12 protein-coding genes are annotated in these 14,715 nt (G+C 47.8%); 6 read left to right on the forward strand and 6 right to left on the reverse strand.

All coding sequences use genetic code 11. The features are described from left to right. Positions 1-331 precede the first annotated feature (331 nt). Both BUC01_RS00505 and BUC01_RS00510 read left to right on the forward strand, forming a co-directional pair. The gene (locus tag BUC01_RS00505) at positions 332-1,957 is read left to right on the forward strand and encodes an AAA family ATPase (RefSeq protein ID WP_025831060.1); all 1,626 of its coding nucleotides are present in this window, start codon (positions 332-334) and stop codon (positions 1,955-1,957) included. Then, complete coding sequence (locus BUC01_RS00510; protein WP_025831061.1) at positions 1,929-3,389, forward strand: vWA domain-containing protein; 1,461 nt, start codon at positions 1,929-1,931, stop codon at positions 3,387-3,389. The genes BUC01_RS00505 and BUC01_RS00510 overlap by 29 nt, the downstream gene beginning before the upstream one ends. Positions 3,390-3,413: 24 nt before the next feature. On the opposite strand, the gene BUC01_RS00515 is transcribed toward BUC01_RS00510, so the two are convergent. Then, complete coding sequence (locus BUC01_RS00515) at positions 3,414-4,106, reverse strand: HAD family hydrolase (protein WP_025831062.1); 693 nt, start codon at positions 4,104-4,106, stop codon at positions 3,414-3,416. Positions 4,107-4,714: 608 nt separating this feature from the next. Between BUC01_RS00515 and BUC01_RS00520 the strand changes: the two genes are divergently transcribed. The 4 genes from BUC01_RS00520 to BUC01_RS00535 all read left to right on the forward strand — a co-directional run bounded on the left by BUC01_RS00520 (position 4,715) and on the right by BUC01_RS00535 (position 10,569). Further along, the gene (locus tag BUC01_RS00520) at positions 4,715-5,767 is read left to right on the forward strand and encodes an MAC/perforin domain-containing protein (protein WP_073312397.1); all 1,053 of its coding nucleotides are present in this window, start codon (positions 4,715-4,717) and stop codon (positions 5,765-5,767) included. Between the two features lie 141 nt (positions 5,768-5,908). After that, entirely contained in the window at positions 5,909-7,948 is a 2,040-nt protein-coding gene (gene metG / locus BUC01_RS00525) for a methionine--tRNA ligase (RefSeq protein WP_073312400.1), read from the forward strand. Between the two features lie 123 nt (positions 7,949-8,071). Next, a complete protein-coding gene (locus BUC01_RS00530) occupies positions 8,072-9,517 on the forward strand; it encodes a lipopolysaccharide biosynthesis protein (RefSeq protein WP_025831063.1) in 1,446 nt (481 codons plus the stop codon). After that, the gene (locus BUC01_RS00535; protein ID WP_244895720.1) at positions 9,514-10,569 is read left to right on the forward strand and encodes a glycosyltransferase family 2 protein; all 1,056 of its coding nucleotides are present in this window, start codon (positions 9,514-9,516) and stop codon (positions 10,567-10,569) included. Before BUC01_RS00530 ends, BUC01_RS00535 begins: the two co-directional genes overlap by 4 nt. 35 nt (positions 10,570-10,604) lie before the next feature. Here the strand turns inward: BUC01_RS00535 and BUC01_RS00540 are convergent, their stop codons facing one another. The 5 genes from BUC01_RS00540 to BUC01_RS00560 are packed head-to-tail and all read right to left on the reverse strand — an operon-like array spanning position 10,605 to position 14,674. After that, positions 10,605-11,102, reverse strand: a complete 498-nt coding sequence (locus tag BUC01_RS00540; RefSeq protein WP_073312402.1) for a KdsC family phosphatase — start codon at positions 11,100-11,102, stop codon at positions 10,605-10,607. A gap of 25 nt (positions 11,103-11,127) precedes the next feature. Then, entirely contained in the window at positions 11,128-11,991 is an 864-nt protein-coding gene (locus BUC01_RS00545) for a glycosyltransferase (RefSeq protein WP_073312405.1), read from the reverse strand. Continuing rightward, complete coding sequence (locus BUC01_RS00550; RefSeq protein WP_025831065.1) at positions 11,988-13,034, reverse strand: N-acetylneuraminate synthase family protein; 1,047 nt, start codon at positions 13,032-13,034, stop codon at positions 11,988-11,990. Before BUC01_RS00550 ends, BUC01_RS00545 begins: the two co-directional genes overlap by 4 nt. A gap of 39 nt (positions 13,035-13,073) precedes the next feature. Beyond that, complete coding sequence (locus BUC01_RS00555) at positions 13,074-13,826, reverse strand: cytidylyltransferase domain-containing protein (protein WP_025831066.1); 753 nt, start codon at positions 13,824-13,826, stop codon at positions 13,074-13,076. Further along, positions 13,823-14,674, reverse strand: coding sequence for a hypothetical protein (locus BUC01_RS00560; RefSeq protein WP_073312407.1), 852 nt, complete (start codon positions 14,672-14,674; stop codon positions 13,823-13,825). The genes BUC01_RS00555 and BUC01_RS00560 overlap by 4 nt, the downstream gene beginning before the upstream one ends. Between the last annotated feature and the right edge of the window lie 41 nt (positions 14,675-14,715).

The raw sequence follows: 14,715 nt of genomic DNA on the forward strand, positions 1-14,715 counted from the left end.
AATGTTTGATTCCAATCTGAGCGGATATGAATGAAATGATGATTTATCAGTCCGCTTTTGATGGTCAGTAGTATCTGCCTCCTTTTTGTAGGGTTTTGATGCACCACAGATTACACAGATTTACACAGATTAGGGAAGAAATCTCTGATTATTAATAAATTAAATCTGTGCTAATCTGTGTAATCTGTGGTGAAATAATTCATTTCTTATCAGTTTTGAATTAAACTTTTGATGCAGTTCCCCTGTTCTTTTCTTTCTTCATGGCATTTCTCAATAAAGATTTCATATATTTGAAGCCGTTTACCAAAAAGCAAAGCATACGGAAAGAATTATGGACATCAGAAAGAGAATACAGCGACTATTGACTGCCATCAACCAGGGAGTTTATGAAAAAGATACGGAATTGGGTTTATCATTATTGGCTGCACTGGCAGGTGAAAGCGTACTCTTGTTAGGCCCTCCGGGTGTAGCCAAGTCTATGGTGGCACGCCGGTTGAAAGCCGCATTCAAGGAAGCGAAAGCCTTTGAATACCTGATGTCACGCTTCTCCACCCCCGATGAGATATTCGGCCCCATCAGCATCAACCGGCTGAAAGAGTTTGATAAATACGAACGCGCCGTCGAAGGATATCTGCCCACGGCAAGTGTCGTATTTCTGGATGAGATATGGAAAGCAGGCCCCGCCATACAGAATTCATTACTCACCGCCATCAATGAGAAAATCTACCGAAACGGAGACAGTGAAATCCGGCTGCCGCTCAAGCTCCTGATTGCCGCCAGCAACGAACTGCCCGCACATGGCGAAGGACTGGAAGCCTTATGGGACAGATTCCTGCTCCGCATCATCTGCACCTGTGTTCAGGATGAAGACACTTTCCACAGTATGTTGCTCGACGACAGCGACAAAGAGATAAACGTCCCCACAGACCTGCAAATCAGTGAAGAAGAATATGCGGAATGGCGCAAACAAATCGGACAAGTGTCAGTCCCCACCGGCATATTGCAATACATCAGCAACGTCCGTCGCCAACTGAAGCGGCTTCCACTGGACGATGAAGACACGGCGCGCAACATATACGTAAGCGACCGCCGCTGGAAAAACATCGTACAACTGCTGAAAGCCTCAGCCTTCATCAACGGACGGCCGGAAGTTAATCCCGCCGACCTGCTCCCCCTCTATCATTGCCTTTGGAACGAAGCTGATGAGTGCGAGCCTATCCACCAGTTAGTGCTCCGCGAATTATTCACCTCCTGCCTGGAAGAGATGGAAGAAATCACAGAGTCCATAAAGGCCGACATCCGTATAAGCCGGGTGCGCCAAGCCCTGGAAGACTTCAAGAACAACACCTCCCCGAAGAACAACCTGCAACTGACTGATTACTTCTACTATCACGTAGAGGAGCATGGGACAGGCCACACCTATATCTTTGCCGTAGACTACCTCGCGCTGAAAGAACAGAAAAGGGAAAACTCTCCCCGGCAAGCCCTCATCTATCCCGACCCACTGAATCCGGAACGTTCCATCATCCGGTGCTATCCGGGCACAGGTCCGTCCTCCGTCCCGCAGCAACGGGTGAATCTGTACCGGGAAGGAACGGAATTTCTGCTGATAGACGGCGTGCGCTATCCGATGACGCAAAAGAAAAAAGAAGCGGGAAACCTCCTCCCGGCCCCAAAGAGCACTTCCTCCTCCAATAAAGAGCCGCAGATATTCGACAACGTCCCCCGCATAAACACCCGCGACTACCGGAACGAACTGAACCGACTCTCGCAGCGCCTCCTCGACCTCACCGGCACCCTGTGCACGGATAATATCTTCACGCACCAAGCGGATAAAGAACTGGTCAGCCGCTTCTCCGACGAAGTGCGGAAGAAACTGCGGAACGTAGAGATTGAAGAGGAAAAGTTACAATTCAACTTGCAGCAATATGGCGGGACTGATCAAAAAGAAGTATGACATAAACTTCTATGCAAAGGTAGTAGAGAAGTTCGTACAGACCGGAGAGTGTGCCGAGAACGCATACGGTGAGACGGAAGATCCCCTGTACCTTTATCTGCTGTCCATCATGAACAACCCTTCCATCCGGCTGCAAGTGCTGGAAGATGAAGTCCGCGCACGCATATTCTATGACATCACCACACAGTTTGTCTGGCAATTCCTCGAACAGGAAAAGTTCCAGATGCAACGGGCGCAATCCGAACTCGGAGAAATGGAAAGCGCCCTCAACTGGATAAAGGAAAAACGCGACGGCTGGCAGGCCCTTCTAAGAAAAATCAAAGAAGACTATAAGGAAAACGCTTTCGACGAACCCTTCTACGAGCATCTGTTCGGCGACAAAGAACAGCAGCACGACCCTTCTGTCTGGGAGAAAATGTTGAGCGACTGGGAAGATTCTTTCCAGCAGAAGCAACAGGAACAGAAAGAGAAAAACCTGAACGCCCGGAAAGACTTCCTGGAAAAGAAACTGACGACCAGCCTGAGCAAGATACCGGAGTATCTGGAAGAGCATCAAGTGGAACAAGAAGAATTCTTCCAGGCATGGAGCATGATGAACGGACTTTGGAATACCATCGACTTCGAGAGTATCCGCAAGATTGTGAAATTGCAAAAAGAATATCCCGAACTCCTGAAAGTAGCCAACCGCATGGGCCGGATTGCCGACGACGAAGGCAGCAAACAGGTATACGTGACGGAGGGCAGCATCTACAAACTATCGCATTCGCAGAAAAGCGACATCCTGGGCGTCACCACCGGCAACGACCTGAACGCCCTGCTTCCCTCGGAACTGCTTTACTACTCGGACAGTGAACTGCAAGATGTCTTCATGCTGAAATACTTCACGCAGAAGTTGCAAACCTTCCGCTACAAATCGGAAATCATGCAACCCTCCCGGCGGCTGGAAGCGAAACCCGCCGTGCTGAAAGGTCCGATGATAGTCTGTCTCGACACGTCGGGCAGCATGACGGGCAAACCGGAACGGATGGCGAACTCCCTGCTGATAAAACTCATTGAAATAGCGGAACTTCAAGACAGGGAATGCTTCCTCATCTCTTTCTCCGTGTCCACCCGGACCATCGACATACGGCGTGAACGGCAAAAACTGATGGAGTTTTTCAGCCACCCTTTCATCGGCGACACGGATGCCACGCAGATGCTGAAAGATACCTTCAGAATGCTCGACCAAAACCGCTATATGAATGCGGACGTCCTATTAATCAGCGATTTCCGCATACCGAAATGCAAACCGGAGTTAATAAGGCAAATACAGGCAAACCGGGAGAAAGGCACTTTCTTCTACGGTCTGCAGATAGGTATTGCCCCCAACGATTGGGTGGAATACTTCGATCATATGTACAAAGTGGAATACCAGGTTTCGCGGCGTAACTGACCACACGCTCCGCCCGCCGTCCAATCAAAGCCAGTCCAGCAATTCCGCCGGACTTTTCATCTGTTTCAGCCTGGGATGTGTAAACGTCTCCACCACCTCATGCTGCCACATCACCTCAAAAGGAATATGTACACCATATCCGCCAATTGCCAGCACAGGCTGAATATCCGATTTCAATGAATTTCCAATCATCAGGAATTCCTCAGGAGCCACTTGCAGGACTTGCAACAAACGGTTATATTCTTTCTCCGTCTTATCGGACATGATTTCAATATGGTCGAAATAAGGAGTCAGTCCGGAGCGTTTCAACTTACGTTCCTGGTCCAGCAGGTCGCCTTTCGTTGCCACTACCAGCCGATAACCGCCTTGCGCTTTCAGTGCTTTCAATGTATCTTCCACACCGGACAGCAACTCAATCGGCATTTCAAGCAAAGATTTACCCAAAAGAATTATCTCCTGTATCTTCTCTGCTGTAACTTTCTGAGCGCTAATCCGCAAAGCCGTCTCAACCATTGAAATGGTAAATGCTTTGGCACCATAACCCAGACATTCCAGGTTACTCATTTCCGTCTTAAACAATTCTGCCGAAATCTCCTTCGCGCTGCCGTAATCGCTCAGTAACTCCGTATATTTCCGTTCCACTTCCTGAAAGAAAGGCTCATTGCTCCAGAGAGTATCATCCGCATCGAAAGCGATGACTTTAATGTTGTGTCTCATTTCCTATTTTTACGTTACACATTTTATATAATGCAAAATACGGAATATATTTTGTGTAAAACAAAAGAGCATGAACTTTTAACGTCTCTTACTTTATCCCCTCCCCTTCCACCTTCTTCAACCTCCTTATTCATCGGCTTTAGCTGGTGGAAGGGGTTGGAAGACATACACAGGAACATCGCTTTACAGGCGTTTAAAAGATATAATCATCATTCTTCTATATGTACGAAAATGATACTGCTTTTATATCTTTATTACTAAGCAATCGTGCGTTAAACGAGAAGATCTACAATCGACCTACTCGAGTTGTTCACTTGAACAACTCAAGTTATTCAATCGAATGACTTGAGTCGGTTGAGCGAACAACTCCAGTTGGTCTTCCATAATGTGAAGCGAAATGCCATCGAAATAAGCAGGGATAAATGACAATCGTAAATCCCCCTTCCACCCGCTAAAGCAGATAAATAAGGAGATTGAAGCGGGTGGAAGGGGGAATATGCAAAAAAACAAATAGATACACGACAACAAGAAAATAGGTTTTAGCCTTTTACCTTAACAAAAGTTTATTATATTTGTACTTCATTACTATCAGTATAAAAAACTAAAGCATGAGACTGAACTACTCTTTATTCTGGATATTATTATTACTTTGGAGTGGATGTGATTCTTCAGAAACAGAAACCAAAATAGAAATTGAGCCGCCAATAGTAGTAGATAAAGACCCTGTTGATATACATGTATTTATAGAGACAGTGCCGGACGATACAGTTTATAATTATAAAGACTTGTTAGGTAGAGGGTTTGATTGTAAAAAGAGTACTATTAAGGGATACGCAAATGTAAAAGGCAAAGTCATTGATGTAGACCGTCTGTTGAAAGGTGATGGATATGATTATGTAAAGCAGGAGCCCCCAAAATTATATCCTTGTTCTATAGAAGTATCTTTACTATACAATGGAGGTAACTGGATTATAAATGAGAATCGAGATTTAAATAAATATATAGATAACATTTATTTAAACAGCCATGTGGAAACGAGAATAGGAGATGATATTCTTGAACTATTTACCGAAGACATAGGAGATATTAAGGAAAATTCTCAAGGGAACTATTTTTATAAAGTGGAATGTGTTCATCCTACCAGCAGATATACCCTCCCCCATGTTTGGCCGGAGCCTTTGTGTTTTTTCTTATCCGAAGAATTCTTGAATGACTTAGAGAAGAGTAGCGGAGACGAGATAGTGCAGAAATATGGTACTCATGTTCTTACTGATGTACTCTTAGGGGGATATGCCTCTCTCTCTTATGTTGCTCAATATACTTATATGCTATCTGACGTGGACTTTAGAAAGCGAGTCCAAGTTTACACCAACTACTTTAACGTATCCCGTTATCCTTTGGATGTAACCCAAATCTTTGAAGAATGCAGTAAAGTGAATATTCATTTTAAAGCAAATGGAGGGAATCCGTCGCATTTTGTTGCTGAAGGTGATAAAATCATAGGCTTTGACAAATGGATTAGAGAAATTAATAATCAAGTGGGAAGTTTAATCGGAATCGGACATTCCACTACTCGTGTATTTTTAATTAGTGATTTTGTGAAAGATGAAAAGAAGAAAGTTGAAATAGAAAAAGCCATTCTGCGGTATTGCAACCAATAACCTCGATACATCCCTACCTTTTTGTCTGTTCTTTTTAAATGTACTATGGATATTTCATTGTCTTCTCTTTTTCTTTGAGTAGAAAACCGCTATCTTTGCGCATCAAAATGCGCTCATAACAAAAGACATAGATATATCACAATGGAAAAGAAATTCAAACGCACTACCGTTACGTCCGCACTGCCCTACGCTAACGGCCCGGTTCATATCGGACATCTGGCAGGAGTTTATGTACCCGCCGATATCTACGTCCGCTACCTGAGACTGAAAAAGGAAGATGTAATCTTTATCGGTGGTTCGGACGAACACGGAGTACCCATCACTATCCGTGCCAAGAAAGAAGGCGTGACGCCGCAGGATATCGTAGACCGTTATCATACGCTTATCAAAGACTCATTCAAAGAGTTCGGCGTGTCATTCGATGTATACAGCCGCACTACTTCGAAAACGCATCATGATACAGCTTCCGAATTCTTCCGCAAGCTGTACGAAAAAGGTGAATTCATCGAAAAGACCAGTATGCAATACTACGACGAGGAAGCCAAGACTTTCCTTGCCGACCGTTATATCACAGGCGAATGTCCCCACTGCCACGCAGAGGGCGCTTACGGCGACCAATGCGAGAAGTGCGGCACCAGCCTTAGCCCCACAGATCTGATTAATCCGAAAAGCGCCATCAGCGGAAGTGCACCCGTGATGCGCGAAACGAAACACTGGTATCTGCCACTCGACAAGCACGAAAGCTGGCTCCGCCAATGGATTCTGGAAGATCACAAAGAATGGCGTCCCAACGTATACGGTCAGTGCAAGAGCTGGCTCGACATGGGTCTGCAACCCCGTGCCGTAAGCCGCGACCTCGACTGGGGTATTCCTGTACCCGTAGAAGGTGCCGAGGGCAAAGTGCTGTATGTATGGTTTGATGCTCCTATCGGCTACATCAGCAACACGAAAGAATTGTTGCCCGACTCTTGGGAAAAATGGTGGAAAGACCCTGAAACACGCCTTGTCCACTTCATCGGCAAGGACAACATCGTGTTCCACTGCATCGTATTCCCTGCCATGCTGAAAGCGGAAGGCAGCTATATCTTGCCGGACAACGTACCGAGCAACGAGTTCCTGAACCTGGAAGGCGACAAGATTTCCACTTCACGTAACTGGGCTGTATGGTTGCACGAATATCTGGCAGACTTTCCCGGCAAACAGGATGTACTGCGCTACGTGCTCACTGCCAATGCTCCGGAGACTAAAGACAACGATTTCACCTGGAAGGATTTCCAGGCACGCAACAACAACGAGTTGGTAGCCGTTTACGGCAACTTCGTGAACCGTGCCCTACAACTCACCAAGAAGTATTTCGATGGCGTGGTGCCTGCCGCCGGCGAACTGACGGATTACGACCGCGAAACACTGAAAGAATTCTCCGACGTGAAAGCGGAAGTGGAAAAGCTGCTCGATGTATTCAAGTTCCGCGATGCACAGAAAGAGGCTATGAACCTCGCCCGCATCGGTAACAAATACCTGGCAGATACCGAACCCTGGAAGATTGCCAAGACGGATATGGACCGCGTAGCGACCATTCTGAACATCTCCCTGCAACTGGTTGCCAACCTTGCCATCGCTTTCGAACCGTTCCTGCCGTTCAGCAGCGAGAAACTGCGCAACATGCTGAATATGGAAAGCTTCGACTGGGCAACTTTGGGAAGCACTGATTTGCTGTCTGCCGGACATCAACTGGGCACTCCCGAACTGCTCTTCGAAAAGATAGAGGACAGTGTAATCGAAGCACAGGTACAGAAGTTGCTCGACACGAAGAAAGCCAACGAAGAAGCTAACTACAAGGCAAATCCTATCCGCCAGAATATCGAGTTCGACGACTTCATGAAGTTGGATATCCGTGTCGGCACCGTACTGGAATGCCAGAAAGTGCCTAAAGCCGACAAGTTACTACAATTCAAGATTGCCGACGGACTGGAAAACCGTACCATCGTAAGCGGCATTGCGCAGCACTACAAACCGGAAGAACTGGTAGGAAAACAAGTATGCTTCGTAGCCAACCTCGCACCGCGTAAGCTGAAAGGGATTGTCAGCGAAGGTATGATTCTTTCTGCCGAGAACTTTGACGGTTCACTCTCTGTGGTTACTACCATGAAGGAGGTGAAACCGGGTAGTGAAGTGAAATAAATACAAATGCGGCTGCCCCGCTTTCGGTGCAGCCGCATCATTTTATTCTATTGAACGCAGTCGGAAGAAAAAGACAAAAGGATAGCCGGAATAACTTTTGAGATAGCCTTTTTAAACAGACAGATGGGAACATCACTAAAAGAAAAAACAGCCAAAGGATTATTATGGGGCGGCATAGGCAATGGTGCCATGCAATTGCTGAACCTCATCTTCGGGATATTCCTTGCCCGCCTGTTGACCAGTACCGACTACGGTATGGTAGCTGTATTAACTATCTTTTCCGCCATGGCCGGAGTCTTTTCAGAAAGCGGTTTCATCCTGGCTCTTGTCAACAGGAAAGAGGTAAAGCACGAAGATTATAACGCTGTATTCTGGTTTAACATCAGCGTCGGCGCATCACTCTATCTGATACTCTTCGTCTGTGCCCCTTTCATCGCCGACTTTTATGATACCCCGGAACTGACACAGTTGGCACGTTTCCAATTCCTCAGTTTCTTCATCGGAAGCTTCGGTACCGCACCCACAGCATACTTCTTCCGCAATCTTATGGTGAAAGAACGCAGCCAGATACAAATAGCCGCCATCATCATTTCGGGAGTCACAGGTGTCACTTGCGCCTATCACGGCTGGGGATATTGGGGAATTGCCCTGCAAACAGTCCTGTACGTAAGTATCAATACCATCCTGCTCTGGATATTCTCGCCCTGGCATCCCACACTTTCATTCAATATGCGTCCGCTACGGGCATTGTTGCCGTTCAGCAGCAAGCTGCTTTTAACTTCGCTGTTCACACACGTCAACAACAACATCTTCTCCGCCCTGCTGGGGTATTTCTATACCATCAAACAGGCGGGTTACTACTCGCAAGGAAGCAAGTGGACCACCATGGGCTACTCCACCATCTTTGGAATGATAAACAGCGTGGGGCAACCCGTATTCAGAGAGGCCTCGGAAGACTTGCAACGCCTGCAGAACATATTCCGCAAGATGATGCGCTTCACCGCTTTCGTCAGCTTTCCCGCCATGCTGGGACTGGGCATTGTTTCACACGAATTGATTGTCATAAGCATCACAGAAAAGTGGTTGCCTTGCGTGCCCGTCATGCAAATCCTATGCGTATGGGGAGCTTTCATGCCGATTGCAACCTTATACTCCAATCTGATGAACAGCCTCGGACGCCCGAACATCTACATGTGGAACACCATCGCACTGGGCATCTTCCAACTGCTATGCGTATGGGGCAGCTATCCATACGGACTGAATGTCATGTTAATAGTTTATACTGCTGCCAATATCCTCTGGCTACTGGTGTGGCACTATTTTGCCCACAAGCATATCGGAATTTCCCTGTTCAATACATTGAAAGATATTGCTCCCTACCTCATCATCTCCGTAGCCGTAATGGCTTTCACGTATTGGGTGGCAAGTTATATAGAAAATATCTATCTTTCCCTACTGGTAAAAATAACCTTAGCAGCTTCCCTTTACATATTTCTTATGTGGAGCCTGAAGTCCATCGTATTCCGGGAAAGTCTTCAATATCTGTTTAAAAAGAAAACCATAGAATGATGACACTGCAAAATGTAACCGTAATCATCCCTGCACACAACCGCCCCGAGCGCCTGCGCAGACTACTCGACTACTATAGCCATACAGACATAAAGATTCTCGTCCCCGACTCATCCGACCAACCGTTTGCCGATGCCGAGAAGTACCCGGACATGACATATCTGCACCGTCCCAAACTGCATTTCCTGCTGAAACTGAAAGAGGTGCTCCCGATGATTTGCACTCCCTACGTGCTGTATTGCGCCGATGACGATTTCACCGTGCCTTCAGCAATCGCCCGAATGGCAGAGTTTTTGGACACCCATCCCGATTATAGTACGGCGCAAGGCCATTACCTCACCTTTACGCCTAAAAAGGGAAAGATTTCTTTTTACCCCCGGTATATACGCTATTTCGACAAACAGATAACGGGAGAAACGCCCCGGGAAAGACTTTCCCAAGAGAAGAATATGTACGCCTCGCTGCTCTATTCCGTCATCCGGACAGAGGCTTTCCAAAGGATGTATGCAGCTTGCTTCAACCCCGACGGCAGTCTGCGTTTCCGCAATCTCTTCCTGGCTGAAGAGTTCTTCAATCATGCGGCACTGATTTTCGGCAAATATGCCACACTGCCCTGTTTCTACAGTGCCCGTGAGCGCATTGCAGGTTCGGCTACGGAAACCACCGTACCCGTTTCCATCATCAAGACGTCTCATAAATATCAATCGGAATATCAAGGTTTCCTGTTGGCGCTGGCCGAATTGCTGGAAGCGCAGGAGGGATGCAGACTTGAAGAGGCTTTCTCCTTTATCTGCCATATCAGCGATATGCCCAGAGACACCGCTAAGATTTCCGGTAAAAGGAGAATCATGGAGTTCACACAGAAATATCCTCCACTGCGCTGGGTAAACAAGTTAGGCGACTGGAGATATGCCCAGAAGGGACTAAAAGCCGTAAAAGGTATGCAGAGTTACCCCTGTACATTCTCTACTCCTGAAAAAGAAGAGATTATCCGGGCTATATTCACCACAGAGGATACAGAGGGCACAGAGGGTTTATATTTTACTGTATAGATAATTACAGCCTCTGTGTCCTCTGTGGTGAAAAATCACATGAATTTCTGAAGCACCGTCTCCAGCATATCATTGTCCACCAGTATCTTCTCTACAAACTCACGGAATGCGCCGAAACCGCCATGAGCCACCGTCACGTAGTTCACTTCGCGCTTCACATAATCGGGCGTATTGCAGGGGGAAGCACTGAAACCCACGGCACGCAACAAGTGTATATCATTCAGGTCGTCACCGATAAAGGCAACATCTGCCAGGGTAATTCCCATCTCTTCGCAGACCTCTTTCGCCTTCGTCAGTTTGTCACCCACATGCAGGTAGCAGCGGGAAATCTTCAATTTGTCGGCACGCTTCTGCACCAGTTGGGAGTTCTCCCCTGTCATGATGGCTACGGGGATGCCCAGTTCACGAAGAAAGATAACGCCCCACCCGTCCTTTACGGAGAAACGTTTCATTATATCACCTTCGGCCGAATAATACATTCCGCCATCCGTCCAAACACCGTCGATATCTGTAATAACTAACTTGGGTAACATAAGAGATATTTTTGAGTTATGAATTTTATTTTCTTTCGCCCAAGCGGTTGCGCTTGCCATCCCGATAGCCCTCCCAAAGTGCTTTCCACTTGGCGAACTTCTGTTGCTCGTAAAGCAGGACAAAGACAATCCGCTTATAAAGATGATAATGCAGATGGGCTTTCAGATTCAGGCAGTCGGGGTAAAGCCGGTGAAGAATGATACCATTCCGCACATTATAATAGGTACGTTGGGGAGGATACTCATTCGGAAACACTTCTTTGCCAAGCAAACGGTGTTTCTTCTTCTGATAGCCCAAATCGTGCTGCAAGAGGATGCTTCTGAAACAATAAGTCGGAATCTGCCTCCTGCGGGCACGCCAACAGAACTCACAGTCGATGCCCCAGACGAAGAGTTCTTCCATGAAGTTACCCAACTTTTCGAAGAGTGCCACGGGATAGACGGTGCCGGAAGTCATGGCAGAAGTAACCTCTTCTACACTCTCCGTCACCGGATAGGAGGAAGTCTGCTGGGAAACGATGAAGTAATTGGTAGAAAAGATGGCTTCCGCATCTTCACCGTAAGCACGGATGTTTTCCAGATACCGCCGGAAGTCTCCTTCCCGGAAATAGCTATCCTGATCCAGCGTCAGCAAATGCGTAAAACCATTATCGCGGGCATAGGCGACAGCCTGGTTCAATGCAGCGCCGATACCCACATTCCGCCCGCATCCCATATATTCCAAACGTTCCGGATGACAGACACCGGATAAGGAAAGAGGAGCTGATTTCTCCCCTTCGGGCGTATTGTCCCACAAGACTAGGGTATCCACCTGCGGCAGATAACTGTTTATATTGCGGACCAGATTCTCGTCCGGATGATACAGCACAACGACGGCAACTAATTTCATGATTCTATCAATGAAGAATAGATAATTTCATTGCGGGGAATCTCTTTCAGCACCTTATGCCCCACCACCTTGTCGCGCTCCGCCCACTTGAAACCGTCACCGGGACTCAGCAGATGAATGTCATTCTCAGTAACGACATCACCGGGATGCAAGGTTTTATTGGTAGCGATGGAGCGTTCCAACTTCACCTTTGCCGAAGCCACGGAAGCGTCGATGTACAGTTCCTCTTTTCCCAGCCAACGTTCGGCTATGCGGATGTCACGTATCATACGGTTCACTCCGTCGGGGCCGAGCGAGCCTTGCTGGTCGGTTCCTTTCATGCGACGGTCGATGGTGACGTGCTTCTCTATCATTTCCGCACCCATACCTACGGCAACAATAGGAGCGGCGATACCGATGGTATGATCGGAAAAGCCGATGGTGTACTGGCCGTAATGCTGTTTCAGATAGCCGATAGTCTTCAGGTTCAGATTATCGGGATGGGTGGGGTACTGGGATACGCAGTGGAGGATGGAAATATCATCGTGATAGCGGGTGATCACTTCAAGGGCATCATCCAGTTCCTTCCTGCCAGCCATGCCGGTGGACAGGATGATGGGTATCCGTGTCTCCGCCATCACTTCCAGCAATGGCAGATTGGTGAGGTCGCGGCTTGCCACTTTCAGGCGGTCGGGCGTGAAGAGTTTCAACAGGGAGAGGCAGCCTTTTGAACAGAGCGTTTCTACAAAGTCGAGTCCCAAAGACTTGGCATGCTTATAGACTTCAAAATGTTCCTCGTCCGTCAGTTCCAGGAAAGCGCGGTGCTCGCCGTAGGTGCGTCCGAAAGAATGGGGAGAGTCGTAGGGACGATTCATCTGCGAGTCTGTCAGTTCCTCATTCAAATCACGTTTGGTCATCTTCACGGCATCCATCGGACGAAGTTCTATGTTGAACACTTCCTCACGCACGGGACGGGACACCAGGTCTACAATCAACTTGGCTATATCGACGGAACCGTTATGGTTCTGGCCGATTTCTCCTATTATATATGTACTATTACTCATTGTCACATCAGATTAAAAGGAATTTAACGAAGCTATCTGTCATTTTTCATTTCTTGCAATATTCTCCAGCATCTTGGCGCGGTATTCGGGATGCGCTTCCACCAGCCGCAAGAGGGCATGGACGCTATGGTCGGTCTTCTCGTAGAAGGTGGCATAAAGCTCCTGCAACAAGGTGAAGTCTTCCATCGTATCGAGCGTGAAGCGGAGGTCGAAACGGCCTTCCAGTTCAGCGGGCAACGGCAGAAGACGCACGTTGAAGGCTTCGGGATGCGTATAGAGATAGATGGTGACATGCTCCACATAGAGTTTTTCTTGCGTGGAGACAGCGGCACGGCGCAAGGCATCCGTAGTGGTCAGTTCAGCATACAGCCCCAAGTGCGATTTGATGGTGGGGCGTCCGTCGGCAAAGCCATAGGCGATGTAATCAGCCGGAGAGAAAGTGTGCTCCGCAAAGAAGGCATTGAAAGTTTCGGGACGCAGGAAAGGATTGTCCGAACAAACACGGATGAAACGGTCGATACCGAAGACCTCGGCGGCACGGATAAAGCGGTCGAGCACGTTGTCTTCATCACCGCGAAAACTAAGAATACCCGACTGATGGGCCACTTCCGCCAATACATCATCCTGCGGACGGTTGGTAGTGGCAAGTACGATACATTTGTCCGGACAGGCCTGTTTGATATTGGCTATCAGGATGTCGATAATGCGCTGTTCGCCATAGAAAGGAAGCAGAATCTTGTTGTGCAGCCGGGTAGAACCGGTGCGCGCCTGAATGATTATTCCATCTTTCATAATTTCATCCGTTTAAAAGCGTCGATATAAGAGCCGGGGGTGACGTTGATAACTTCCTTACCCAAGCGGCGGGCGTAGGCTTCGAGTATGAAGTAAGACTTGAAAGCTACGTGCATATGATAGAGTATGGTGTAGAGGCGCGCGCTGTTCAGGTTCTCCTGTTTCACGGTGTCGGCCTGCGATTTATTCTGGTCGTAGAAGTGCTTCTGATGCATCAGCACTACGTTATCGTCCGTTACGGTGATTTCCGGCAGCCAGGAATGGTCGGCACCTGCCAGATAAATCTTCTTGAAAGGCAGACGCAATCCCACGGCAATGGAAGGTATCAGCACGTTGTGCGGACGCGGAACACCCCAGCCCCGGCGGAATATCCAGTTGCAGAAGCCCTGAAAGCCTTCAATCGGGGTGGTGTTGTAGATATAGAGTTTGATGTGGGGATTGCCTGCCAGAAGCGGTTGCCAGTCCTTGTTCTTCAAGGCGCGGGCGGGGACAAAGAAGTTCATATCCCATGTGGTCTTCTCGGCCATTGTCTTGAAGAGTTGTATGCGCTTTTCGGGAACAATCCAGAACAGCGGGTCGGCAATCAGATAAATTTCGGGACGGAGGCGCTCGAACATGGGCGAGGTGACACAGAAGTTCACTGCCAACAGGGTTTTCCCCTTGATGAAGTCTGCCGAGTCTTCTACCGTGCGGTTCAGCGAGGGACCGTTAGCCAGTATCAGCAACTCATCCGGATTGCTGAAAGAAGACGGCAAGCGTGTGCCCCACTTAGACTGTAACAGGATTTTCACGACGCTGAGGAAGCACTGCCAGAGCTGCTCCAACCATTTCAAGCCTTTTTCTCCCATATTTATTCTAATTATAATATTTCGGTTATAGTTTGAATTAT

It is taken from the genome of Bacteroides stercorirosoris (genome assembly GCF_900142015.1).
In the GTDB taxonomy this organism is placed as follows: Bacteria; Bacteroidota; Bacteroidia; order Bacteroidales; family Bacteroidaceae; genus Bacteroides; species Bacteroides stercorirosoris.

What these genes read in the sequence shown, in the direction of transcription:
- BUC01_RS00505 (WP_025831060.1), top strand. Translation starts at nt 332, where the DNA reads ATGGACATCAGAAAGAGAATACAGCGACTATTGACTGCCATCAACCAG.
- BUC01_RS00510 (WP_025831061.1), top strand. Translation starts at nt 1,929, where the DNA reads ATGGCGGGACTGATCAAAAAGAAGTATGACATAAACTTCTATGCAAAG.
- BUC01_RS00515 (WP_025831062.1), bottom strand. Translation starts at nt 4,106, where the DNA reads ATGAGACACAACATTAAAGTCATCGCTTTCGATGCGGATGATACTCTC.
- BUC01_RS00520 (WP_073312397.1), top strand. Translation starts at nt 4,715, where the DNA reads ATGAGACTGAACTACTCTTTATTCTGGATATTATTATTACTTTGGAGT.
- metG (WP_073312400.1), top strand. Translation starts at nt 5,909, where the DNA reads ATGGAAAAGAAATTCAAACGCACTACCGTTACGTCCGCACTGCCCTAC.
- BUC01_RS00530 (WP_025831063.1), top strand. Translation starts at nt 8,072, where the DNA reads ATGGGAACATCACTAAAAGAAAAAACAGCCAAAGGATTATTATGGGGC.
- BUC01_RS00535 (WP_244895720.1), top strand. Translation starts at nt 9,514, where the DNA reads ATGATGACACTGCAAAATGTAACCGTAATCATCCCTGCACACAACCGC.
- BUC01_RS00540 (WP_073312402.1), bottom strand. Translation starts at nt 11,102, where the DNA reads ATGTTACCCAAGTTAGTTATTACAGATATCGACGGTGTTTGGACGGAT.
- BUC01_RS00545 (WP_073312405.1), bottom strand. Translation starts at nt 11,991, where the DNA reads ATGAAATTAGTTGCCGTCGTTGTGCTGTATCATCCGGACGAGAATCTG.
- BUC01_RS00550 (WP_025831065.1), bottom strand. Translation starts at nt 13,034, where the DNA reads ATGAGTAATAGTACATATATAATAGGAGAAATCGGCCAGAACCATAAC.
- BUC01_RS00555 (WP_025831066.1), bottom strand. Translation starts at nt 13,826, where the DNA reads ATGAAAGATGGAATAATCATTCAGGCGCGCACCGGTTCTACCCGGCTG.
- BUC01_RS00560 (WP_073312407.1), bottom strand. Translation starts at nt 14,674, where the DNA reads ATGGGAGAAAAAGGCTTGAAATGGTTGGAGCAGCTCTGGCAGTGCTTC.